Raw genomic sequence first — 23,503 nt, forward strand, 5'->3', positions numbered from 1 at the left:
AGGGCCTCCCGCGAAAGCGTGCGAATCGTTCGCGGTGCCTGCTGCATCCAAGGGTGCGACACAATTCCCTCGAGGAGGAAGAGACATGGCTGGCGACGTGATCACCTTGACCGACGGCAACTTCGACAACGAGGTGCTCCAGAGCAGCGAGCCCGTGCTCGTCGATTTCTGGGCGGTGTGGTGCGGTCCCTGCCGCGCGATCGCACCGGCGGTCGAAGAGGTGGCCAAGGAGTTCAAGGGCAAGGCCAGGGTCGGCAAGCTGAACGTCGACGAGAACCAGATGGTCGCCGGCCGCTACGGCATCCGCTCCATCCCCACGCTCCTCGTCTTCAAGGGTGGCCAGGTCGTCGATCAGGTGATCGGCGCGGTCCCGAAGTCGAAGCTGGTGGACGCGCTCAACAAGGCGGTCTGAGCAGCAGCTGCAGGCAGACGCGAGGAGGCATGCCCGGGTGGCGTGCCTCTTTTCGTTCCTACCGCCGGGGCAACTCCACCTGCATCGCCGGCGGCCTGCCGGCGAGGGCCCGCAGCCCGAACGCGAGGATCGCCACGATCCCCCAGGAGAGCCCCACCACCACGCCGGCGTCGAGGATGCCGCGCCACGGCTGCGGCACCTGCCGCACCGCGATCACCAGGCCGACGATCCCCGCGGTGAGGATCCAGCTCACGGTGAGCCGCTTCCGGGAGGCGTGGACCAGCCCCATGCAGAAGAGCGGCGCGAGGAGCACCAGGGCAGGCCGCGGCTGCCGCGCCAGATGAACGGCGCGCGAGACCACCCGGGGAGAGAACCCCAGCTGGAAGCCCCGGTAGCCCTCGAAGAAGCCCATGAAGGCCACGCAGGCCACCAGGCTTCCCCACTCGAGGAAGCCGAGGGGCCCGCGGATCGCCTCCACCGCCATCGGCGCCAGCCGCGCCACGGCGTTCCCGAGGAGGAGCACCACGCCGCCGACGCCCCAGATCGCCGCCAGCCAGCCCAGGGGGCCGGTGCCACGGTCGGCGGTGGAGGTGGCGGGCGGGAGGTGCATCGTGGTCTCGGTCATGGGGGCCTTCGGTTGCAAGCGGCGCGCCCTCCCCCAACCACCGGGACGCGCCGATCCTGCGCAAAGACGAAGCGCAAGGCTTGCGCGAGGTACCAGCCCCACGCGCAAGACGCAACAACCGGCGTCAGTAGCCGTACCGCCGGGAGGCGACGTTGGCGAGGAGGCCGATGCAGGCCATCACGGTGAGGGCGGAGGATCCGCCGTAGCTCATCAGCGGGAGGGTCACACCCACCACCGGGAGGATTCCGCAGACCATCCCGATGTTGATGAAGACGTGCCAGAAGACCAGGGCGGTGCAGCCGATCGCAAGGAAGGAGCCGTGCCGGTCCCGTGCGGTCGCCGCCACCCGCAGGCCCGCCACGCAGAAGCAGAAGAAGAGGCCGAGCAGCACCAGGGCGCCGCGCAGCCCCCACTCCTCCGCGAAGACGGAGAAGACGAAGTCGGTGTGCTGCTCCGGCAGGAAGGAGAGCTGGGTCTGGGTGCCCTGCGCCCAGCCCTTGCCGCTCCACTGCCCCGAGCCCACCGCGATCATCGACTGGTGCGCGTGGTAGCCGGAGCCGAGGACGTCGGCCTCGGGGTCGATCAACGTCATCACCCGCTTCTTCTGGTACTCCTTGAGCACGAAGAACCAGCCGGCGATGGCGACGGCGACGCCGCTGACGCCCAGGGTGGCGATCGCCTTCCAGCGGACCCGGGCAGCGAGCACCAGCGTGCCCGCCACGAAGGCCATCATCGACGCGGTGCCGAGGTCGGGCTGGTGGAGGATGAGCACGTAGGGGGCGGCGATGATCAGCCCCGGTCGCCAGAGTTCGGCGAGCGCATAGCCCCCGGGCTGCTCCCCTTCCTCGTGGTAGTAGCGCGCCAGCACGAACATGGTGGAGAGCTTGGCGAGCTCCGAAGGCTGGAGCCGGAGCGGCCCCACCACCAGCCAGCGCTGCGCGCCCATGATCGTCGCGCCCTTGAGCTCCACCGCCACGAGGAGCAGCAGCACCACGCCGTAGATCGGCCAGGCGAGCCGGTGGAGGATCCGGTAGTCCACCGCCAGGCCGAGGATGCAGCCGCCGATCCCGAGCGAGAACCAGACCACCTGGTTGATCCACACCGGCGCGTGGTGCGCGCGGGAGGCGGAGGCCAGGTTGATCACCGAGACGAGCGCGATCGCCGCGGCGAAGGCGAGCATGCCCCACGGCAGGTTGCGCCACAGGCGCCGCTCGGCGCCGTATCCCGCTCCGGTCAGGTTCATCCCGCCCTCGCCCCCACCGATTCGTGGCCCTGCGGCAAGGCGGGCCCCAGCCCCGGGCTCTCGAGCCGCACCGGAGCAGGCGTCTCCGCCGGCGGCTCGGTGCTGGTGGGTCCACGGTCCGCCTCGAGGAGCTCGAAGTAGCGTTCGATGATCCGCATCGCGATCGGCGCCGCGTCGGAGCCGCCGTGGCCCCCATGCTCGTTGAGCACCACCACGGCGATCTGGGGATCTTCCACCGGCGCGTAGGCGGCGAACCAGGCGTGGTCGCGGCTGAAGAAGTCCATCTGCTCCTTCTTCAGGCGCACCGAGCCGATCCGCACCACCTGCGCGGTGCCGGTCTTTCCCGCCACGGGGATGTTGGCGAGGCGCTTGGAGTAGGCGGTGCCCCCCGGCGCCTGCACCACCATCTCCAGCCCCTCGCGCACGACCTTCATCGCTTCCGGCGCGATCCCCAGCTTGTCCTTCGCCTCGGGGAGGAAATCCTGCACCAGGGTGCCGTCGGGCCGCACGATGCGTCGGACCACCCGCGGCTTGTAGACGGTGCCCCCGTTGGCGATGGCGGCATAGGCCATGGCCACCTGCAGCGGCGTCGAGTTCACGTCGCCCTGCCCGATCACCGCGTTGAGCGCGAAGCCGCGCTGGTACCCGCCGGGGAAACGATCGTGGTAGGCGACGTCCGGCACCACGCCCGGCACCTCGAAGCCGAGGTCGAGGCCGGTGACGCTGCCGAAGCCGAAGTGCCGCGCCATGTCGGCCAGCGGCTCGATCCCGATCCGATCCGCCGCTGCGTAGAACCACGTGTCGCAGGAGGTCTGCATCGCCTTCTCGGGACCGACGTGGCCGTGGCCGCTCGCCTTGTGGCAGCGCCACCGCCGCCTGCCGAAGGTGTAGCCGCCGCCGCAGAAGACGTGGCCGTCGAAGCCCTCCTTCAGCGCAGCGAGCTGGGTGACCACCTTCCAGACCGAACCCGGGTGGAAGTGGTTCTGGGTGAGGCGGAAGAGCATCGGCTCGAGGGGATCGTCGGTGATCTTCTTGAGCTCCTCGCGGCTGATCCTGCCGGTCATCACGTTGGGATCGTAGGCGGGCTTGGAGACCGCGGCGAGGACGTAGCCGGTGTGCACGTCGACCACCACCGCCGCGCCGGCCTCTCCGTCGAAGGCCTCCTCCGCTGCGCGCTGCAGCCTGGCGTCGATGGAGAGGACGACGTTGTCGCCGGGTTCGCTCGCCACGTAGCGCTCGCCCTCGGGGATGAGCCCCTGCAGGTGGGGCAGCTTGCGCCCCTTGGCGTCGGCGACCACGCGCTCCACGCCGTCCCTGCCGCGGAGGTAGGTCTCGTAGCGCTTCTCCACCCCGCGCCTGCCGACGTAATCGCCAGGCCGGTAGGCCCGCCCTTCCGCCTTCGACTTCTCCAGTTCCTCGGGACCGATCTCGCTCAGGTAGCCGAGGACGTGGGCGGTGAGGTGGCCGTTGCGGTAGTTGCGGTGAGGCGCCGGCAGGATGTCCACGCCGGGAAGCCGATCGCGCCAGGCCTCGAGCACGTCGAGCTCGTCCCTGGTGAGATCGAGGCGCACCAGCAGCGGCTGGAAGCTGGAGAGACCGCGGGCCTTCGCCACGCCCTCGGTGACCCGCTGCAGATCCTCAGCTTCGAGGGAGAGTAGACCGGCGAGCGTACCGATCACCTCGTCGCAGTCCTGGCAGAACGCCGGGGTGAGGTGCACGTCGTAGCTCGGCCGGTTGTCGACGAGGATCTCGCCCTTTCGATCGAGGATCATCCCGCGGTCGGCGGGAACGCGCAGCTCCTTGATGAAGTTGCCTTCGCTCTTGGCGAAGTACTCCTCGCCCTTGCGGATCTGCAGGTGCCAGAGCCTGCCCGCGAGGATGAGGAAGCCGATCGCGAAGGCGAACCCGATCCAGGCGATCCGCCCGCGCAGCTCCTGTCCTTCCCTCGCCCGATCGGCCAGCTTCATGGGTTGGGGTCGTTTCCGCAGCGAGGGTGGACGATCAACGGGCCGGCTCACCCCTGGTGCTGAAGCGGTCCAGCCTGCCCAGGCCCGCGTGGAGCGGGAGCGCGAAGAGCGCGGTGAGAATTGCCTGCGGAACAACCGAGAGCCAGGCGATCGTCCCGGGACCGTTCCCTTCCCCTGCGACCAGGGCCAGGCCTCCCAGCACCCCGGCCTGCCAGGCAGCCGCAGCGCCGAGGGTCCAGACCAGGATCGAGAGCCAGCCCGGCATCCCGACCCGGGCGGAACCGACCCGCACCAGCGTCCAGACCGCCACCGCGACGAAGCGGCAGAGCCCCGGCGGCCCCTGCACGAAGAGGTCGGCGACGTAGCCGACGAGGTAGGCGGCGACCGCCCCCTCGATCGCGCCGAGCTGCAGCGCGAAGAAGGTGACGAAGAGAACCGCGACCTCCACCCGCGCCACTTCCGGGCCGAAGTGGGCGAGCATCCCGGCCTCGACCTGGTAGAGCGCCAGGGCGAGGAGCGGCCAGAGGAGCGCGCGCCAGAGCCGCGTGGGTTCGCGCCTGCGGTCGCCGAGGGCGATGCTGCCCAGGATGGCGCGCCGCGCCTGCCGCTCGATCCGCTGGTTGCCCCGCTCGCGGCGGAGCCGCGCGATGAAGTGGGCGAGCAGGTTCACGGCGTTCCCGGCACCACGGGCAGCGGCCCGGCCTCTTCGAGGAAGGCGTTGGGCAGCTCTTCCACCGCGGGCACGCCGGCCTCCACCACCACGAGGACCTCCTCGAGGCCGGAGACGTCGACGGCGGGCAGGACCTCGCCCTCCTGGTACATCCCGTAGGGCTTCCGATCGATCCGCCCGATCCTGCCGACGATCAGCCCCTTGGGGAAGACGCGGTCGGTGCCGGAGGTCACGAGCAGATCGCCCTCCTCGATGTCGTCGGTGCGGAGCGCGTTGGCGAGCTGGAGGGCGCCCTCGGAGCCGTTCCCCCGAACGGTGACCCGGGCCCTGCTCCGCTGCACGCGGGCGGCGACGGCGGAGGCCGCGTCGACGAGGAGCTGCACCTCGGCGGTGTCGCCGTAGGTGGCGACCACCTTGCCGACCACGCCCTCGCTGGTGACCACGGCCATCCCCTCGGCGATGCCGGCGAAGGCGCCCTTGGAGATGGTGATGGTGCGCCGGTGGGTGGGCGAGACGCCGATCACCGGCGCGGCGAGGAGCCTGCCCGTATCCCCGCGGGCAAAGCCCAGGAGGTCGTGGAGCCGCTGGTTCTCCAGCTCCGCCTCCCGGCCCTCGTTCAGCGCGGACCGGAGGTCGGCGACCTCCTGGCGGAGGCGCTCGTTCTCCTCGTGCACGCCGCGGAGCGCCACGTAGTCGCTCCACAGGGCGGTCGCGCCACCGAGCACGCCGTCGACCACACGGGAGACCGGAGCGGAGAGCGCCAGGCAGAACTTGTCGAGCGCCGAAAGATCGCGGCCCTGCTTGGCGTTCGCTACGTACGTACCGGCTGGTAGAACGAGCAGCGCAGCAACGAGCAGCAGCTCGCGGTACCGCTGAAAGAAAGCAAGCAAGGTGGGGGATCCTCGCGTTGGATGCCTTGCATTAAGCCAGAAATTTCCATAGGGTGTCAACCCTTTCACCGTGCCAGAACCCTCTACGGACCCGCGTCCGGCACAGGCAGGAAGCATGCTCGACAAGCTTCGGGAAAACTCCCGCTCCATCGGCACCTACATCATCTTCGGTGCCATCATCGTCGTCTTCGTCGCCTATTTCGGCCAGGGAAGCGCCGGCTTCACCACCATGGGCGACGGTGAGGTCTCGGACGCCTCCTACGCCGCGAAGGTGAACGGCGAGGAGATCTCGGTCCGCGAGTTCCAGACCGCCTACAACTCCATGTTGGCTGCCTACCAGCAGCAGATGGGTGGCCAGTTCGACGAGAAGATGGCCGAGCAGCTCGGTCTGAAGGAGAACGTCATCGACCGTCTGGTCGAGCGGCGCCTCCTGGTCGAGGCCGCCGAGGCGAGCGGCATCGCCGTCGCCGACGCCGACGTCACCAAGGCGATCCGCGAGATCCCGGCCTTCCAGAAGGACGGCCAGTTCGACTTCGCGACCTACAAGATCGTCCTCGCCAACTCCGTGGGCATGACCCCCGCGAAGTTCGAGGAAGAGGTCCGCGCCGACCTCCTCCGCGAGAAGATGGTCCAGCAGATCCGCCAGGCGGCCAAGGCCACCGACGAGGAGATCCGCGAGGAGTACCGCAAGGACAACGACAAGGCGTCCCTGACGGTGGTGCGCTTCGCCGCTCCCGCCTTCTTCGACAAGTCGAAGGCCACCGACGAAGAGGTGAAGGCCTTCCTCGCCACCGACGAGGGCAAGAAGGCGGTGGAGACCGAGTACCGGGCCAAGAGCTTCCGCTTCAAGCAGCCCAAGCGCGTCCAGGCGCAGCACATTCTCGTGAAGGTCGCCGAGGACGCTCCCGAGGCCGACGTCGCGGCGGCGAAGGCGAAGCTCGAAGAGGCGAAGAAGCAGGTCGAGGGCGGCGCCGACTTCGGCGAGATCGCCAGGCAGATCTCCGAGGACCCCGGTTCGAAGGAGAAGGGCGGCGACCTGGGCTTCTTCGGCCCCGGCACCATGGCCAAGCCCTTCGAAGAGGCGGCGATGGCGCTCGAGAAGGGCCAGATGAGCGACCTCGTCCGCACCCGCTTCGGCTTCCACCTGATCAAGGTGAACGACATCACCGCGCCGAAGGAGCAGCAGCTCGAAGAGGTCCAGGACCAGCTCGCGCAGGAGATGCTGCGCAAGCGCAAGGCCCGCGAAATGGCCGAGAAGAAGGCGCAGGAGGTCCTCGCCCAGGTCCAGGCCGGCAAGAGCCTGCAGGACCTCTTCCCCGCTGCCCACAGCGAGGACGACGGCCACGGCCACGCCCCCGGCCAGCCGATGCCGGTGGACAAGGACCAGCTCGCCGTCGCCGAGACCACCGAGCTGTTCAGCGTCGAGTCCGAGTACGTGCCCCGCGTCGGCGTGAGCGCCGACCTCGCCAAGGCCGTGCAGGACGCCGACGAGGGCGCGGTCCTGCCGCAGGTCTTCGACGTCAGCGACGCCTTCGTGGTCGCCGTCGTCGCCGACCGGGTCAAGCCGGACATGGAGGCCTTCGAGACGAAGGCGCAGGACTACCGGCAGCGCGTCGTGGCCCGCAAGGAAGCCACTCTCGTGCAGGACTTCACCACGAAGCTCCGCGAGAAGGCGAAGGTCGAGAAGAACCCGAGCCTCTTCGCCGCAGCACCCGCGCAGGGCTGATCGGCAGCACGAACGTGCCGCCCGGTGGAAGCCGGGCGGCAAAACGAAGGGGAGGTGGGCCGCGAGGCCCCCTCCCCTTCTTCGTTTCCGCGCGATCGTTTCAGGCAGCGGAGATGGCGTCGCGGGTGGTCTGCTTCACCCGGTACATCGCCAGATCGCTCCGCTTCATCAGGTCCTCGGCGTTGTCCGCGTCGTCGGGCCAGGTGGCCACGCCGAAGGAGGCGGTGACCTGCAGCCCGAGGCCACGGTCCTGCAGGAAGCGGTGGCCGACGAGGGCCTCGCGGAGCTTCCCCGCCATCTGCAGCGCCTGCGCCTTGCTCGTCTCCGGCAGGACGCAGACGAACTCGTCGCCGCCGTAGCGGATCCCCACGTCCACCGAGCGCAGCGCCGAGAGCATCACCTGCCCGCATTCGCGGAGGATCGCCGACCCGGCCTGGTGGCCATGGGTGTCGTTGATCGACTTGAAGCGGTCGAGGTCGAAGAAGATCAGGCTCAAGGGGTGGCCGAAGCGCTTGCTGCGGGTGACCTCCTGCTCCAGCACCCGCTGCAGATGCCGCGCGTTGTAGAGGCCGGTGTGCTCGTCGAGGACGGTGAGCTCCTGCACCCGCTGGAAGTTGCGCGCGTTCTCGATGGCGATGGCGGCGTAATCCGCGATCGAGGCGAGGGTCCGCGCGTCCTTCTCGGTGAAGGCCGGCTGATCGCGGCCGTTCACCAGCTCGATCACGCCGAGGGTCCTGCCGCGGGAGCGCATCGGCACCGCGACGATCGACTGGGTGGTGAAGCGGGTCGCCTCGTCGAAGCGGGCGGAGAAGCGGCGATCGGAGGAGACGTCGGGGACGAGCAGCGTCCGCCCCTCCCGCGCCACCCAGCCGGCGATCCCCTCGTCGATGCGGATGCGCAGCCCCTTGAGCGTCGCGGCGCTGGGGCCGACGGCGACCTCGAAGACCAGCTCGCCCTTCTCCTCGTCCACCAGCAGCAGCGACCAGTTCGCAGGCTGCAGCACCGCGCTCACCTGTTCCATGATCAGGCCGAGCACTTCGTGGATGTCGAGGGTCGAGGTCAGCACCTTGCCGATCTCGTTGAACGCACGCAGCTCGTCGATGGTGCGCTTGAGCTCTTTGAGGAGCTCCTGTGCTTCCATGATCGCCCTGCCTCGGCTACGGTGCCCGCCGGCCCATCCGGCGGTGCTGCCCACCGCTGCAGCGGACCGGGCTCATCCGCAGGATACACCGAAGTGCGCCCCACTCTCGTACTTGCTTCCGCATCGCCCCGCCGCCGCGAGCTCCTCGCCGGGCAGGGGTTGTCGTTCGATGTGTGCATCTCCGACGTCCCGGAGCTGGTGGAGCCGGGCGAGACGCCCGCCGCCTTCACCCAGCGGGTGGCAGCGGAGAAGGCCGCCGTCGTGGCGACGCAGCTTCCCGGCGCGCTGGTCCTCGCAGCGGATACCGCGGTGGTCCTCGGTCCCGCGATCCTCGGCAAGCCCGGGGGGCCCGCCGAGGCGGAGGAGATGCTCCGCTCCCTGGCCGGCAACACCCACGAGGTGATCACCGGCGTCTGCCTCCGCACTTCCGCCGGCGAGGAGCGCTTCGCGGTGCGCACCGCGGTCCGCTTCCGGGCCCTCGAGCCCGCGGAGATCCGCTGGTACGTCTCCACCGGCGAGCCCCTCGACAAGGCGGGGGCCTACGCGATCCAGGGCAGGGGCGGCGCCTTCGTCGAGGCGATCTACGGCTCCTACTCCAACGTGGTGGGGCTGCCCCTGGCAGAGACGCTGGCGGCGCTGCGGCGCGCGGGCTTCCTGCCGCAGTGGGCGCAGCGATGAGCACCATCGCCGCGAACCTCGCAGCGGTCGAGGCTGCGATCGCCGCAGCCTGCACGCGAGCGAGGCGCGATCGCGCCGCGGTGCGACTCGTCGCCGTCTCCAAGACCCACCCCGTCGCGGCGATCCGCGAAGCCTGGGCTGCAGGGCAGCGGGACTTCGGCGAGAACTACGCGCAGGAGCTCCGCGACAAGATCCGCGAGCTGGAGGATCTCCCCGGGATCCGCTGGCACGCGATCGGCCACCTGCAGACCAACAAGGCGAAGTACGTCGCCGGCAAGGCGCTCGTCCACACCCTCGATCGCCCCGAGCTCGCCAGGGAGCTGGTGAAGCGCGCCGGCGGGCCGGTGGCCTGCCTGGTCGAGGTGAACGTCGCCGGCGAGGCGCAGAAGAGCGGCGTCCTCCCCGGCGAGCTGGAGGCCCGGCTCGGCGAGCTGCGGGCGGTGGAGGGGCTGCAGCTCCAGGGCCTGATGTGCATCCCGCCCGACGTGGACGATCCCGAGGAGAACCGGCGCTGGTTCGCGGTGCTGCGCACCCTGCGCGACCGCCACCTCCCCGGCGGCGATCTCTCGATGGGCATGAGCCACGACTACCCCGTGGCGATCGAGGAAGGCGCCACCCTGGTGCGCGTCGGCACCGCGATCTTCGGCGCCCGCCCGCCTCGTTAACGCAGTCGCAGCACGAGGGCCCCAGGAGCGCTGCCGCTCCCCGTGCGCCGGTGTGCACGAGACGACGTCCCCGCCCGGCCCACGTGCCCGGGGCAGGTTGCCGCATGGGGGGCAGGGCCCTACCGTCTGCTGAACCGGCACGTTCCGACAGGACTGGACGCGCCCATCGGCAAGGCTCCCGTGCGACGCATCTTCCTACCGCTGCTCTTCCTCGCCCTGCTGGGCGCACCGCTGCCTTCCGCCGCGGGGTCGCTCCCCTTCGGCGCGCGCTCGACCGGTGGTCCGCGGACCCCCGGCTTCCAGCTGCCGCCGCTCCTCGCGCCGGAAGGGCTCGAAGAGGTCTACGTCGTCCCCCGCCGCGCCGGGCAGAACCAGGTCCGCTGGTACGGCTTCGACTTCAAGGAAGTGCTGCTGCCGCAGCTGCCCGGCGCGGGCGTGCGCCTCTACTACTACGAGTCGGTGACGCCGGCGGCGGAGGTGGCGGCAGCGCTGATCCGCGAGCAGTACATGCGCCTCGCCCGGGCCTTCGAATACGTGCCGGAGCGCGAGATCCCCTACATCCTCTACGGCACCCACCTCGAATTCCAGGCGACCAACGTATTCCCGATCAGCGAAGGCGTGCTCGGCGCCACCAGCCCGGCGGACCTCACCCTCGCCCTGCCCTTCTTCGGCGATTTCGAGCAGTACCGGCACACCTCGACCCACGAGCTCGTGCACGAATTCACCATCCAGGCGGTGAAGTCCTATTCGGAAGCGGCGGATCGGCCCAGCGCCCTCGGCGGCTTCCCGCTCTGGTTCATCGAGGGTCTCGCGGAATACGCCACCTACGGCGGCCTCGATCCCGACGCGAAGCCGGGCCCCGGATCGCCGGAAGGCGCAGCGGGCCCCACCCTGCCCGGCCTCGATCCGGAGACCGAGGCCTGGGCCCGGGACCTGCTCTACCAGGCGTCGCCGTTCGAGGGGTACATGATCTTCCCCTTCTACAGCGACTTCCCCAGGAGCTACGTTCACACCTACAAGCTCGGCCAGCTCCGACTCGCCTTCCTCGGCAACACCTTCGGCCGCGACTTCATCCTCTGGCTGCTGCGCAACGCCCACGCGATGACCGGGGGCGGCCCCGGCGCCTTCACCGGCGGCGGCAAGGCGATGGGCTTCGCCGAGCTGGTGAAGCTCGGCACCGGTTACGACGAGCCCACCGTCCAGCGGATGTTCGAGGAGTGGCTCAAGCGCCGTTACCTGCCCGCCTACGCCGACGCAAGGACGCGCGTCCCCGCGGTGCAGATCGTCGACGGCCTCCCCACCGAGCCGGAGTCGCTCACCTCCTCGCCGGACGGCAAGACGCTGCTCGTCCGCGGCATCGACCGGGAGCTCGGCCGCGGATCGCTCTACCTCGTCGACGCCGACGATCCCAGGAAGAGCCAGCACGTGGTCAACGACTCGCGCCCCGGGCTCGAATCGCTCCACATCATCTCGCGGCGGACCTTCGCCCTGGGCAACGAGTGGATCGCCTGGATCGGCAGGTCGGGCCCAGCCGACGTGCTCACCGTGGCGCGGATCGAGCGGCAGCCGGAGGGGTCGAAGGAGCTCTTCAAGATCCACGACCACCGGCGCTTCCACCTGGTCGACCGTGACATCCTCGAGGCCGGCGATCCCACCTTCTCGCCGGACGGTCGCTTCATCGCCTTCTCGGCGATCAGCCGCATCGGCTTCAAGAACGTCTTCGTCCTCCCGCTGGCAGAAGGCAGCGATCTCTCCCAGCTTCGGCAGGTCACCGACGACGTCTACTCGGAGAGCGGGCTCTACTGGGCGGACGCGGGCATCTACCTGGCGAGCGACGCCACGCCGGACGGCGACTCGAACCTCTTCCTCCTCGATCCGGAGAGCGGCGAGATGAAGCCGCTCGTCACCGACACCTATGACAAGGAGACCCCGGTGCCCACCGCCGGGGGCCTGCTCTACACTTCGGATCGCGAGGGCCGCTGGGATCTCCATCGCGTCGAGGAGGACGGCACCGCCTACCGCCTCACCGACGTGCCGACCCAGATCCGCTGGCCCGCGCCGGGGCCCGGCGGCAGCGTCTACGGGATCATGGTCCACGGCGGCCGCTTCCGGCTGGCGAAGGTGCCGCCAGCGGAGCTCCTCAAGATCCAGCCCCACCCGGCGATCACCCCGGGCTACGACGCGACGCCGCGGAAGCTGCCCGTCCTCGGCCTGCCGGAGGACGCGCAGGACTACGAGCCCTTCGAGCACTTCTCCCTCGACATCGGCGCGGTGGCGGTGGGCACGCAGTCGGTGGCGGTGGGCGGCCTCAGCTTCTCGGATCTGCTCCGCGACAAGATCGTGGCGGTCCAGCTCGCGGTCTACGGCGACCTCGACTTCACCGACGCCAGCGTCGTCTACCTCGATCGATCGCAGCGGCTGAACTGGCTCGCGGGCGTCTTCCACACCTTCCAGCCCAAGCGCGACCGCACCTTCGACGAGCCCGCCTTCATCAACGATCCGGACTTCTACCTGGAGCGCCAATTCGGCGTGGTGGGCGGCCTCTCCTGGCCCTTCAACCGCTACCAGCGCATCGATCTCACCGGCACCGTCGAGGGCGTGGACCGCTCCCGCTTCACCGACAAGCTCGGAACCCGCGAAGGCGAGTGGGAGGAGCTGACCGGCGGCAGCGAGCCGCAGGTGACCGGCGCCGTCAGCTACGGGCAGGACACCCTCCGCTACCACCCCTGGGTGGGACCGATCGCCGGCACCTCGTTCCTCGGCACCCTGGGCGCCGGCGTGCTCCCGCAGCGCTTCGACACCGACGAGGCGCTCACCGGCTTCGCCGAGGCCGACCTGCAGCACTACTTCTACCTGGGCGGCAGGACCACGATCTGGACCCGGGCCGCTGCCGGCGTCGGCTTCGGCAGCCGCTTCTCCCGGCAGTTCTACCTCTCGAGCGTCGACAACCTGCGCGGCTTCGACTTCTCGGACGAGCGGCTCCTCGGCACCAAATTCTACGTCGCCAACGCCGAGCTCACCTTCCCCCTCGACTGGCTGATCCGGGTGGCGCTCTTCGAAGGCCTGCGGGCGGTGGGCGGCGTCGACTTCGGCGGTGTCACCGACGACACCGACGAGCTCTGGGACGTGCGCACCCTCAACCTGCTGGCGGGAACCGACTTCCTCGCTGGTCCCCTCGCCCTGCGGCTGCTCTTCGGCTACCCGATCCAGATAGGTCCGGTGCTGCCCTCCGACGGCTGGGTCACCAACTTCGCGCTGCGGCTGCGCTACTGACGGCGGAGGATGCGCTTTGCTTCCGCCGCGTCGAAGTCGGCGTAGGCGGCGCCCTCGTTCCAGCTCCCGGAAGCGGCGCGATCGGCCAGGAAGTCCGCCAGCGCCTGCTGCTCGTGCACGCCCAGCGGGCGGATCTCGATGGCGTCCGCGGCGCCGGGGAACCAGCCGTCGCCGCCGCGGGCGAGATAGGAGAGCGTGGCGAAGGAGATCGGCCGCTCGGGCTCGAGGACCCGGCCCGCCTCCACCACCACGCGCCTGCCCCCGGCGGGCTCGGGGACGACGAGGCGCCGGATCCTGCGGCCCGGCTGCTCGACCCCGACCACCTCGCCGTCCACGATCGTCTGCACCTGCTCGGGCGCCGCCGGATCGTAGACGAGCTCCACCCCCTCGCTCACCTGCGGGAAATGGCCGCGGCCGGTGCCGGCGCCGCGCAGCGCCGACTCGAGGGTCTCCACCAGCACCCGGTGGGGCGCGGTGACGAGCACGATCTCGTTGTCGAAGCGGAAGGCCTCGCGGAGGTCGAGACGGGTGATCGCGCCGCCCGTGCGCTCGCCGTCGCCATCGATCCGGCCGATCGAAGCGCGGATGCCGCCGCCGTTGCGCAGCGCGAAAGCAGCGGGCCGTCCCGCCGCCCACGCCATCGAGTCGGCGGCGAGGTTGCCGAGGTTGGTCTCGCGGTTGCGCACCGACTCCCGCTCGCCGTCGAGGAAGTCGCGGCTCTGCGCCAGCGTCGTGCGCGCCTCGTCCAGCGCCCCGCGGACCCGTGCCTCCAGCGCTGCAGCAGCGGGATCGGGCCCCGTGCCGAGCGCGGCCACGGAGCGATCGTCCACCGGCACCGGTCCCGCGTCCGCGTCGATGCCGGCGATGACGCCAGCGGCGTCGAAGCGCAGTCCGAGCTTGCCCACGTAGCGGAGCTGCCCGTCGGTGGCGACCACCGCGACGGGCCTGCCGTCCGCTGCGGTTCGGATCAGCGGGTAGCAGGGCCGGGCTTCGGCACAGAGCGCGTGGGGCTCGTCCGCGCCGAGGAGCCGGTCGTCCGGGTCGGCGAGGCGATCGTCCCCGCCGCCGGAGACGACGACGTCCACGCCGGTGAGCCCCTCGTCGACCAGGGCGATCTCCCGCCGCACGTCCTGCAGATGGGAGAGCAGCACCACGATGTCGACGCCCTCGGCGGCGAGGGCGTCGGCCTGCTCCTGCACCCGGCGCCGGAGCGCGGCGAAGTCCGCCGGCAGGCCCACCGTCACCGAGGTGCTCGAGATGGTGCGCAGCGTCTCGGTGGTGGCGCCGATCACGCCGACGGTGAGCCCGGTGCAACGCAGGCCGCCGCTCTCGCCCCGCTCCAGCGTGCCCCCGGCGCAGAGCAGCCCCCGCGGCAGGATGCGGCCGGGATGCTCCGCCAGCCAGGGCGTGTTGCCGGCGATCGCCTCGTTCTCCACGTCGATGGCGTCGAGGCTCCCGCCCTCGAAGTCGACGGTGGCGGTGAGATAGGGAAAGCCCGCGGCCCGGATCCGCTCCGCGAGGAAGTCCTCGCCCTTGTCGAACTCGTGGTTGCCGAGGGCGCTCGCCTCGAGGCCGACCAGCGCGTTCGCTGCGGAGACGGCGTTGGCCCCGTCGAGCTCCACCTGCAGCGCGGGCGCCGGCATGAAGGTATCGCCGGCGGCGACCGTGATCGTGGGCACCTCCGCCGAGCGCCGCAGCGCCTCCACCACCGCCACGAAGCGCGCGATCCCGCCGCTCTCCCCGTTGCCGACGAGCTCACCCTCGAGATCCGAGGCGTGCAACACGACGAGCCTGCGATCCGCCGGTGCAGCGGAGAGCCGCGGATCGGGCGCCTTGCCGGTGCCGGCGCAGCCCGTGAGGATCCCGATCAGCGGGATCGCGGAGGAGCGAGCGAGAGACTTCATGGGGATCGCATGTCCGCCGGCAAAACGCGGCGGCGGGGGAGGAGCCTCAGAGTTCTTTCAGGAGGAGGCGGCCTTCGTCGGTGACGCGCGCGCGGTAGTCGGTGCCGCAGTAGAAGCACATGACCTCGTCGCCATCCCCGAACTTCTCGTCGCGCGGGTTGTTCGCGCTGCAGCTCGGGCAGTCGAAGTCGTTGAACTTCCGGCTCCGGGTCGGCGCCTTCGGGGCGTCGTCCTCGTCGTAGTCGTAGGGATCGAAGGCCATGACGCGGGCAGCAGAGCACCTTTTCGCGTGGCGGGGAAGGGTTCTCATTCGAACACTTCCCGCTTCGCCTACACCTGGTGAAGGGGTCTTTCATCGCCCGGCGGAGCGGGTGCGGAAGCGGCGATCCACCTCGTCCAGGAGCTCGAGGATCGCTTCGCCGTAGCGGGTGTCGTCGCCGGCGCCGACGCCCGCCCTGTCGACGAAGAAGGTGCCGGAGCGGCACTCGCGGCCGTAGCCGTCCGGCCGATCCTCGGTGCAGATGCGGTTGCCCGCCCCGTCCTCGTGGCAGCAGCGGCCCGAGGGGAAGACGACGATCATCTTGCGCAGCGCCCCGGAGGCCATCGCCCCGTCGAAGAGGAGCGCCGACTCGGCGAAGCCGCCGTTGCTGCCGGGCTGCATCCCGTAGCCATGGAGGAGGTAGAGCACCGGGTAGCGGGCCTCGGCGTTGCGGGGATCGTCGTACCCGGGCGGCAGGACCACCGTGTAATTTCGCTCCGCGCCGAGGGCTGCCGATTCGTAGACGAGATCGTGGGTGCGGCTCTGCACGCCGCTGCGATCCGCGGGCGGATCCTCGACGTCCGCCCAGCGCACCGAGAGCCAGCGCAGGAAGAGGTAGAAGCGGTTGAGCAGCTGCCGGCTGGTACCCACGTGGTCGCCGTCGCCGGCGCGGATCGCCGCGGGGGCCGCAGCGGGGTCGCCGTAGAGGAAGAGCATCCGCCTGGGCAGATCGTCCGCGCGCAGGGCGAGGGGATCGAGCTCGCTGTCCTTCGCCGGCGCGCCGGGGAGGTCGGCGAGGCCGAGGTAGGCCCGGGCCCCCTCGTGCCCTGCGGCGAAGTGGCTCCAGGCGTGGGCGGCGGAGACGCCGAAGTTGAAGAGGTCCCGGATCCCGCCATCGGCGTAGTAGCCGAGGCGGCGGCGCTCCGCCCCGCTCCAGCTGGAGAGGAGCGCGTCGGGATCGAAGCTGCGGAAGCGGGTCCTTCCCGGCGCCTCGCTGAAGACGCCGTCCCCTTCGCCGAAATCACCGGTGCCCTCGACGCCGTCGAGGCCGAAGTCGCGGAAGGGCTCACCCTCGTCGTGCTGCCAATTCCCTTCGGTCCCGCCGGGATTATCGCGCCAGTGGTAGTCGTCGCCGTTGGGATCCCCGGTGGCGCCCGACGCGCTGCAGCCGCCGCTGCCATCCTCGCGATCGTTGGCGCAACCGTCGGCGCCGACGTCGTCCCAGCGCTCGTGGGCGTTGACCACCAGCGGCTCGCCGTAGTCCCGCCTGCCGTTGCGGTTCAGGTCGACGGCGAGGGCGAAGGGCACCGGGCGGCGGTGATCCCAGCAGGCGGCGTAGGCCCCCGCCGCAGCGCGGAAGAGATCGCCCCGCTCCCGCTCGGTGGCGGTGACCACCCCGCCCTCCGCTGCGCAGAGCTCGTCCGGATCGCCCGCGCAGAAATCGATCGGGGTGCCGGTGTCGGCGCAGAAGAGCGCGGGCTCCTCGCCGTCGCAGAAGGTGATCACCGGGTAGCTGCCGTCGGGGTTGTACTCGGCGTTGTGGAGCCCTTCGATCACCACCGGCGCGTCGCAGAGCGCGGCGCCCCTGTCGAGATCGGCCGCGCTCACGCCCGGTGGCAGGAAGGGCGAGTCGGGGTTGTGGGTGAGGGGATTTCCGAACGCGAGGGAGAGATCGGTGAAGAGGTCGAGGTAGGCGTCGCGATCGAAGGAGCCGCCGTTGTCGCCGTAGATCCAGCCCACGAAGGATTGGGCGTGCTCCGGAAGGACCGCCTCGGCCTGCGCCGCAGCCGGCGCCATGCAGGGGAGCCGCGCCGGATCGTCGAGGACCGCCGGGTCACCGGGGTGGGCGGCGAGGATCGCCTCCAGCTCCGCGAGGGTGCAGAAGCCGCCGACCCAGGAGCGCTCGAGGTAGCCGAGCAGGTAGTCCACGTCGACGGGGCCGCCCAGCGAGCCGATGGCGTCGAAGCGCTCGGGGTTCGCGCCCCCGACGAAGGTGGCGCCCATCGCCCCCATCGAGAAGCCAGCGATGGCGCGGTACGTGGGCGCCGGCGCCTTCTCCTCCGGGTCGGAGCAGGCGGCGAGGGCGACGAGCGGGAGCAGGGCGAGGCGACGCATCCCCCCAAGGTGGGAAGCCGCCCCGAAGCAGGCAAGCAGGCGGCAGGGGGTCTGGAGCGGGCCGCAGGGGGGCGTGGTAGCGTGGAGGGGCCGCTTCGATGCCAGTTGAACAAGCCCGCCGCGGGCAGCGTCGGTGCAGATGTGGCGCCCGGTCGACGGGTGCCCTCGAGGAGGTGAGAGCCGTGCAGCGCCACCGCATCGTCCCGCTCGTCGCAGCCCTCTTGCTCACGTTCGTCGCGCCGGCAGGGGCGGCGCCAGCCACCGAGGGCACCGCCGAGACGAGCGTCGCCACCGAGGTGGCGGCGGAGAACGTCGTCGCCGAGATGCAGAAGGCCGCGGCCCACGCCTTCACCCCTGGCGAGGAGCTCGTCTACAAGATCACCGCCCTGGGTATGACCGCGGGCAAGGCGCGGATCAGCGTCGGCCTCGGCTCGGAGCGCGACGGCGTGAAGGCCTGGCCGGTGGTGGTGCAGGCGCGGACCGACTCCCTCTTCGACTCGGTCTACACCGTGCGCGACAAATTCGTGACCTGGTGGCACCCCGAGAGCGGCCGGGTGATCGGCGCCGACCTCTTCGCCGACGAAGGCGGCAAGCGCCACCGGAGCACCTCGAAGCTCGACCACGCCAGCGGCAAGGCGGAGGTGATGCGGATCCGCGAGTGGAGCGGCGAGCGTTCGAAGAAGACCTACCAGATCCCCGCCGGAAGCTACGACATCGCCGGCGCGATCTTCGAGCTGCGGCGCCGCCCCCTCACCCCGGGCAGCGTCGAGGAGGTCGACGTCTTCACCGGCAAGAAGGTCTTCAAGCTGCGCTGCGTCGTCGAGAAGCAGGAGCAGGTGAAGACGAAGGCCGGCACCTTCGACGCGGTGGCGGTGCGGATCCAGCTCGGCTTCGACGGCCAGTTCGCCTCGAAGCGGGACGTGCTCGCCTGGTTCTCCAACGACGAGCGCCACGTGCCGATCAAATTCGAGGCGGAGTTCGCCCTCGGGTCGATCGTGGCCGAGCTGGTCGAAGCCAAGCGCGGCATCCGCCTCTGACCGGTGGCTCGATCGTGCCGGGCGGGCGCCCGGGCCGGGTCACCCTTGCACGGCCACCGTCTCGCCCTTGCACAGCGGCGGCGGCTCGCTTGCCCCCCCACCCCACCGCCCCCACCGTGATCCCCGGGCGCATCCGGCGTCCATGGGAGTGGTGGCTGTGCGGGTGTGGCGTTGGGCGGCGTTCGGGTTGGCGGTGCTCCTTCCCCTGGAAGCGGGGGCATTGCCCATTCTCCGGCTCTTCCTCGACGGCGACGTCGATCGGCTGGGCAGCGGTGGCGCTGCGGTCTTCCGGGACCGGTGGGCCGAGGCCCGGCGCCTCGAGCGCCCCACCCTCCTCGCCACGCAGGAACGCCCGGAGCTGCGGCTCTCGCTCGAGAACGAGGCGATCCTGCGGATGGACGCGGGGCGCTACGCGGGAACCGAGGCCTGGGATCGCAAGCTCCGGCTCACCGCCCTCGTCCCCTTGCGGCCGGTCTTCGACGAGATCCCCGCCACCGTCTTCGTCGGGGTGCGGCGGGAGACCGGCAGGCTCCACCTCGCCACCAGCGAGGACGGCACGCTCATCGACTCGGTGGAGTCCCGGGACGGCGTCGACGTCGGCGTCGCCACCGCGCTCCCCTGGGGCGTCTCCCTGGCGGGGTCGGTGGGAGCGAACGGCGAAGGCGGACCCTCCTGGCTCCTCGAGGCGCGCTACCGCCCCGGGCCCCTCGTCGAGGCCTGGTACCGCAGGCGCAGCGCCTCCTGGGATTACCAGCTCACCGTCCCCGACGGCGTCTCCCGGAAGATCCAGTCGCCCGAGGTGAACTACCGGATCGACGATCTCCAGAGCGAGTCGGAGCTCGGCGCCGAGCTCGGCCGCCGCAACGTCGCCTGGCTCACCGGCGGCATCGTGCTCGAGGACGTGCAGGATCTCTGGGCGGAGGCAGGCGGCAAGCCGCTGCCCTGGCTCGCCCTGCGGCTCGGCTTCGACAGCGAGGTCTACCGCTTCGACGACACCATGGAGGCGGACGGCACCGGCACCATCGCCCAGGTCGATCTCGGCATGCGCCGGGAGCGCTACTTCGGCGGCTTCGACGCGGAGACGGGCAAGGGGCAGATCCGCGGCCGCTACGTCCACTCCTCGCTCACGGGTGCCTCGCAGGGCGAGGAGGTGGGCACCGCTGCGGCGCGGGCCTTCCTCCAGGTCGATTACGACATGGGGCTCTTCTTCGACGGCGGCTACCGGATCGAGGGCCACCAATTCGCCCTGGGCTGGGACCGCCACGTGGAGGACGGCGTCGGCTTCGCGGTGGGGGCGCAATTCTTCCGGATGCTCCTCCATCCCACCGACTTCTCGATCACCTCCGGCACGCTGCAGCGCGCCCTCGCCGCCGAGGAGATCCGGCCGGCCCGGGCCGATCTGCTCGGCCTCACCGGCGCGCTCTACGTGCCGGTGGGCCGCTTCCGCCTCGCGGCGGCGGTGGGGCAATACCTGCCCATCGCCGCGGAGCAGCAGCGGCTCGATCGCCCGCCGACGCAGCCCGAGCCCACCCCCGCCCCCGGCCCCTCGCAGCCCCCCCGGGACGAGGGCCCCTACGAGTGGCTCACCGGCAGCGTCGGCAAGGCCCTCGACAAGCTGGCCAAATATGGCGGCGGGAACCGCCTGCTCTTCGAGATCTCGACGGAACTGTAGCGCCCAGTGGGGCGCTCCAACGCAAAGCAGTTTGCGCGCAAGCGCGCTTCTTGTCCGCCTGGTCCCGCGCCAGCGGGGCCGAGTGGACAAGACGCAGCCACGCGTTGCCATGGGCCGCAGGGGTGCCGAGCTTTGGGCCCCATGAAGACCTGGATCGGCTTGCTTGCGGTGCTGGTGGTGGGCGGCGGACTCGCAGCCCTCGCCTTCGGATCGGGTGACGTCTTCGCTGCGGGCGACGCCGCTGCGGCGAAGCTGGTTCCACAGGCGGGGGCGCCGGCGCCGAAGGCCACCGAGCAGGTGGCGGTGATCTCCTCCCTGGCCAAGCTGCGCCCGGACGACGAACCAGAAGGCGCCGATCGGATCGGCCTGCGGGCGCTGCGGGGCGAGTGCGAGGCGGCGCAGATCGCGGTGCGGGCAGGCGAGGCCCCCACCACCGTGCGCGCGCGGATCGACGGCAGCCTCGGCGACGGGGTCGACGTGCTGCTCCACCGGGTGGAGCTCGTCGAGCTGAAGAAGGCCTCCGGCCCGGAGGGCGCCGCAGGGCGCTGGCCCGATCCCCTCGTGCCGGCGGTGGACCCCTACGTCGGCGAGGAACGCAGCGCCTTCCCCTTCGCGATCCCCTCGGGGGAGAGCCGCGCGATCCTGGTCGAGGTCTGCGTGGGCGGGGAGGCGACGCCCGGCGAGCGCGAAGCGCAGGTGGCCCTCTCGATCGGCGCGAGCGAGCGGCACGTGCCCCTAGCGCTGCGGATCGAGCGGGAGGCGCTGCCAACGACCTCGAGCCTGGACACCAGCTTCGGCTTCTCCTCCCGCCGCGCCGCCCTGGGCCACTACGGCAGGGCCGGCACGGAGGAGGAGGTCCTCGCCCTCGATCGGCTCTACCGCACCGCCCTGCTCCGCCACCGCATCTCGGCCCATGGCGGCACCTTCGATCCGCCGCCCTTCCGCAAGGAGGGCAAGAAGCTCGTGCTCGACTTCTCGCAATACGACCGCGAGCTCGCCCCCTTCCTCGACGGCAGCGCGCTCCCCTCCGGCGCCAGGGCCACCACCGTCGATCTCCGCACCCACCCGAAGCTCGCGAGCGACGCGGATCGCATCGCCTACTGGCGGGCGATCGTGAAGCACCACGAGGAGAAGGGCTGGGAGGCGCTCCTCTTCGACTACGCCCACGACGAGCCGAAGCGCGAGGAGCTGCCGCCGATCCTCGAGCGGGCGAAGCTGGTGAAGAAGGCGGACGACTCGATCCGCGTGCTCCTCACCGCCTCGCTCGATCCCGCGCTGGTGGGGCCGGTCGATCTCTGGACGCCGAACCTCAACTGCCTCTACGTGAAGAAGAGCGAAGACGAGTGGTGCTCGTGGCGGGCGCCGCAGGCGGCGTACCGGCAGGCGGTGGAGCGCGGCGCGAAGCTCTGGTGGTACCAGAGCTGCTCCTCCCACGGCTGCGGCGAGGGTTTCGAGCTGCAGAACGACGACGCCGCCTATTTCCGGGGCTGGCCCTCCTACGTGGTCGACGCCGCAGGGAGCCGGGCCCGGGCGATGGGCTGGCTCGCCCACGCGGAGGGGATCGGCGGGGAGCTCTACTGGGACACCGTGATCGCCTACGCCCCCGAGGGGAAGGCGCAGGATCCCTGGAGCCCCGGCGCCCTCTGGGCCTTCGGCGGCAACGGCGACGGAACCTTCTTCTACCCCGGCACGCCCGGGCGGATCGGCGGCAAGACCCACGTGCCGGTGGGCTCCCTCCGCCTGATCCACGTGCGCGACGGGCTCGAGGACTACGAGCTGCTCCGCCTCGTCGCCGCCAGGCCCGGCGGCGCCGCGCTGGCGATGCGGGCGGCGAAGGCGATCGCCGCCGCGCCCTACCGGGTCACCGACGATCCCGGCGCCGTCGAGTCGGCCCGGAACGAGCTCCTCGACTTCCTCGCCGGCAAGCGCCCGGCAGGTGGCACGCGGTAGGCTGAAGGCGAGGGAGAGTTTGTGAAACAAACTCTCCAGCGGAGCCGAAGGCGGAGCGAACGCAAGAAGGAGCGTCTCTCGCGCGAAGCGCGAGCGGAGAAAGCGGCCCGGCGCTCGCCGGACCCTTTTCTCCACACGCTCGGAGGGCCCGCTCCTTTGCCGCAGGCCCGCACGCCGAAAGAATAGGCGCGCGCCACCGCGCGTCTGTCGTTCCAGTACGCTCGGATGGACCGGGCCGACGAGCGGCAAGCAACGCCGCTGACGAGGACACGCCGCATGCTCCGCTCCCTGCTCGCCGGGTTGATCGCCGGATGCCTCGCCCTCCCGCCGGTCACCGCAGTCGCAGCCCCCAGGCCCACGGGCCATCCCGCGAAGAAGGTGCCTGGGCGTGACGTCTGCCCGCCGCTGCCGACTTCCGTCGGCGAGAACCTGCCGTGGCAGCCAGGCGAGCGCCTCTCCTTCGACATCGACGTGGTCGGCGCCAGGGCGGGCAAGCTCTCGCTCGTCGCGCTGCCGCCGGTGGGCAAGGGCAAGTCGGCGGAGCTTCCCTTCCGCGCCCTCGCCGCCTCGAACTCCTTCTTCTCGAAGATCCGCAAGGTGCGCGGCCGCTCCACCTCCTACGTGCGCGCCCGCGACATGCATCCGCGCCGCTACGAGGAGAACAGCAAGGAGGGCAAGCTCACCAAGTCGGCGGTGGTGGTCTTCGAGCGGCCGAGCGAGGGCGGCAAGATCCGCATCGACTACAAGCGCAACAACGCCAGGCGCAAGAGCAGCCACGCCTACCTCAACGAGGCTTTCGATCCGGTCTCGGCGATCTACTACCTGCGGACCCTCGACTACCGGCAAGGGATGAGCGTCTGCTTCGACGCCTACTCGATCCGCAAGCTCTGGCGCGTTACGGGCAAGGTGAAGGGGCTGGAGACGGTGAAGGTGCCCGCCGGCGTCTTCGAGGCGTGGCACCTCGAGGGCGAGGCGGTACGCACCGACAACCCCGCCGCCCGCCGCGAGGTCCACGTCTGGATCTCGAACGACGAGCGCAGGTTGCCCGTAGCGTCGCTGGGGGTGATCGACCTCGGCGCGGTGCGGGCGCAGCTCACCCACGTCGACCAGGGCGGCACCGCCGGCGAGAGCGAGGAGTCGCTGATCGTGGAGGAGCCGACCACCGCCGAGGTGGACGAGACCGAGAGGCCCGACGCCCAGCCTGCCGCAGCCCCTGCCGCCCCGGCGCAGGGCGCGCCCGCCCAGCAGCCCGGCAAGCTCGAGGAGTAACGGCCCG

The 23,503-nt window shown here is 70.9% G+C and carries 18 protein-coding genes; 9 read left to right on the plus strand and 9 right to left on the minus strand.

The window, feature by feature from the left end:
- Positions 1 to 85: 85 nt before the first annotated feature.
- A complete protein-coding gene (gene trxA, locus ACESMR_RS16800; RefSeq protein WP_373048259.1) occupies positions 86 to 412 on the plus strand; it encodes a thioredoxin in 327 nt (108 codons plus the stop codon).
- Between the two features lie 58 nt (positions 413 to 470).
- Here the strand turns inward: trxA and ACESMR_RS16805 are convergent, their stop codons facing one another.
- From ACESMR_RS16805 to mreC, 5 genes are all read right to left on the minus strand, one after another.
- Entirely contained in the window at positions 471 to 1,037 is a 567-nt protein-coding gene (locus ACESMR_RS16805; RefSeq protein ID WP_373048260.1) for a hypothetical protein, read from the minus strand.
- Between the two features lie 124 nt (positions 1,038 to 1,161).
- Positions 1,162 to 2,280 (minus strand): rod shape-determining protein RodA, encoded by a 1,119-nt coding sequence (rodA, locus tag ACESMR_RS16810; protein WP_373048261.1) that lies wholly within the window; start codon positions 2,278 to 2,280, stop codon positions 1,162 to 1,164.
- Positions 2,277 to 4,247 carry a penicillin-binding protein 2 gene (gene mrdA, locus ACESMR_RS16815; protein ID WP_373048262.1) on the minus strand — a complete coding sequence of 657 codons (1,971 nt, stop codon included), beginning with the start codon at positions 4,245 to 4,247 and terminating at the stop codon, positions 2,277 to 2,279. The genes rodA and mrdA overlap by 4 nt, the downstream gene beginning before the upstream one ends.
- A gap of 34 nt (positions 4,248 to 4,281) precedes the next feature.
- Positions 4,282 to 4,917, minus strand: a complete 636-nt coding sequence (locus tag ACESMR_RS16820) for a hypothetical protein (RefSeq protein ID WP_373048263.1) — start codon at positions 4,915 to 4,917, stop codon at positions 4,282 to 4,284.
- Positions 4,914 to 5,807 (minus strand): rod shape-determining protein MreC, encoded by an 894-nt coding sequence (gene mreC, locus ACESMR_RS16825; RefSeq protein WP_373048264.1) that lies wholly within the window; start codon positions 5,805 to 5,807, stop codon positions 4,914 to 4,916. Before mreC ends, ACESMR_RS16820 begins: the two co-directional genes overlap by 4 nt.
- 115 nt (positions 5,808 to 5,922) lie before the next feature.
- Between mreC and ACESMR_RS16830 the strand changes: the two genes are divergently transcribed.
- Positions 5,923 to 7,533 (plus strand): peptidylprolyl isomerase, encoded by a 1,611-nt coding sequence (locus ACESMR_RS16830; protein WP_373048265.1) that lies wholly within the window; start codon positions 5,923 to 5,925, stop codon positions 7,531 to 7,533.
- A gap of 100 nt (positions 7,534 to 7,633) precedes the next feature.
- Here ACESMR_RS16830 and ACESMR_RS16835 read toward each other — a convergent pair whose 3' ends face one another.
- Positions 7,634 to 8,674, minus strand: coding sequence for a GGDEF domain-containing protein (locus ACESMR_RS16835; protein WP_373048266.1), 1,041 nt, complete (start codon positions 8,672 to 8,674; stop codon positions 7,634 to 7,636).
- A gap of 93 nt (positions 8,675 to 8,767) precedes the next feature.
- Here ACESMR_RS16835 and ACESMR_RS16840 point away from each other — a divergent pair, with 93 nt between their 5' ends.
- The 3 genes from ACESMR_RS16840 to ACESMR_RS16850 all read left to right on the plus strand — a co-directional run bounded on the left by ACESMR_RS16840 (position 8,768) and on the right by ACESMR_RS16850 (position 13,290).
- On the plus strand, positions 8,768 to 9,352 hold the full coding sequence (locus ACESMR_RS16840; protein WP_373048267.1) for a Maf family protein: 585 nt from the start codon (positions 8,768 to 8,770) through the stop codon (positions 9,350 to 9,352).
- Positions 9,349 to 10,017, plus strand: coding sequence for a YggS family pyridoxal phosphate-dependent enzyme (locus tag ACESMR_RS16845; RefSeq protein ID WP_373048268.1), 669 nt, complete (start codon positions 9,349 to 9,351; stop codon positions 10,015 to 10,017). Before ACESMR_RS16840 ends, ACESMR_RS16845 begins: the two co-directional genes overlap by 4 nt.
- A gap of 180 nt (positions 10,018 to 10,197) precedes the next feature.
- On the plus strand, positions 10,198 to 13,290 hold the full coding sequence (locus ACESMR_RS16850; protein ID WP_373048269.1) for a hypothetical protein: 3,093 nt from the start codon (positions 10,198 to 10,200) through the stop codon (positions 13,288 to 13,290).
- Here the strand turns inward: ACESMR_RS16850 and ACESMR_RS16855 are convergent.
- The 3 genes from ACESMR_RS16855 to ACESMR_RS16865 are packed head-to-tail and all read right to left on the minus strand — an operon-like array spanning position 13,284 to position 17,568.
- The gene (locus tag ACESMR_RS16855; RefSeq protein ID WP_373048270.1) at positions 13,284 to 15,194 is read right to left on the minus strand and encodes a bifunctional metallophosphatase/5'-nucleotidase; all 1,911 of its coding nucleotides are present in this window, start codon (positions 15,192 to 15,194) and stop codon (positions 13,284 to 13,286) included. The two genes, ACESMR_RS16850 and ACESMR_RS16855, sit on opposite strands and share 7 nt — an antisense overlap.
- A gap of 46 nt (positions 15,195 to 15,240) precedes the next feature.
- On the minus strand, positions 15,241 to 15,504 hold the full coding sequence (locus ACESMR_RS16860; protein ID WP_373048271.1) for a hypothetical protein: 264 nt from the start codon (positions 15,502 to 15,504) through the stop codon (positions 15,241 to 15,243).
- Between the two features lie 42 nt (positions 15,505 to 15,546).
- On the minus strand, positions 15,547 to 17,568 hold the full coding sequence (locus ACESMR_RS16865; RefSeq protein WP_373048272.1) for an alpha/beta hydrolase-fold protein: 2,022 nt from the start codon (positions 17,566 to 17,568) through the stop codon (positions 15,547 to 15,549).
- A 182-nt stretch (positions 17,569 to 17,750) separates the two neighbouring features.
- On the opposite strand from ACESMR_RS16865, the gene ACESMR_RS16870 reads away from it, so the two are divergent.
- The 4 genes from ACESMR_RS16870 to ACESMR_RS16885 all read left to right on the plus strand — a co-directional run bounded on the left by ACESMR_RS16870 (position 17,751) and on the right by ACESMR_RS16885 (position 23,496).
- On the plus strand, positions 17,751 to 18,605 hold the full coding sequence (locus tag ACESMR_RS16870; protein ID WP_373048273.1) for a DUF3108 domain-containing protein: 855 nt from the start codon (positions 17,751 to 17,753) through the stop codon (positions 18,603 to 18,605).
- Between the two features lie 220 nt (positions 18,606 to 18,825).
- Positions 18,826 to 20,277, plus strand: a complete 1,452-nt coding sequence (locus ACESMR_RS16875; protein WP_373048274.1) for a hypothetical protein — start codon at positions 18,826 to 18,828, stop codon at positions 20,275 to 20,277.
- A 141-nt stretch (positions 20,278 to 20,418) separates the two neighbouring features.
- On the plus strand, positions 20,419 to 22,227 hold the full coding sequence (locus ACESMR_RS16880; protein ID WP_373048275.1) for a glycoside hydrolase domain-containing protein: 1,809 nt from the start codon (positions 20,419 to 20,421) through the stop codon (positions 22,225 to 22,227).
- Between the two features lie 276 nt (positions 22,228 to 22,503).
- Positions 22,504 to 23,496 carry a DUF3108 domain-containing protein gene (locus ACESMR_RS16885; protein WP_373048276.1) on the plus strand — a complete coding sequence of 331 codons (993 nt, stop codon included), beginning with the start codon at positions 22,504 to 22,506 and terminating at the stop codon, positions 23,494 to 23,496.
- Positions 23,497 to 23,503 lie beyond the last annotated feature (7 nt).

The organism is Vulgatibacter sp. (assembly GCF_041687135.1).
Classification (GTDB): domain Bacteria; phylum Myxococcota; class Myxococcia; order Myxococcales; family Vulgatibacteraceae; genus JAWLCN01.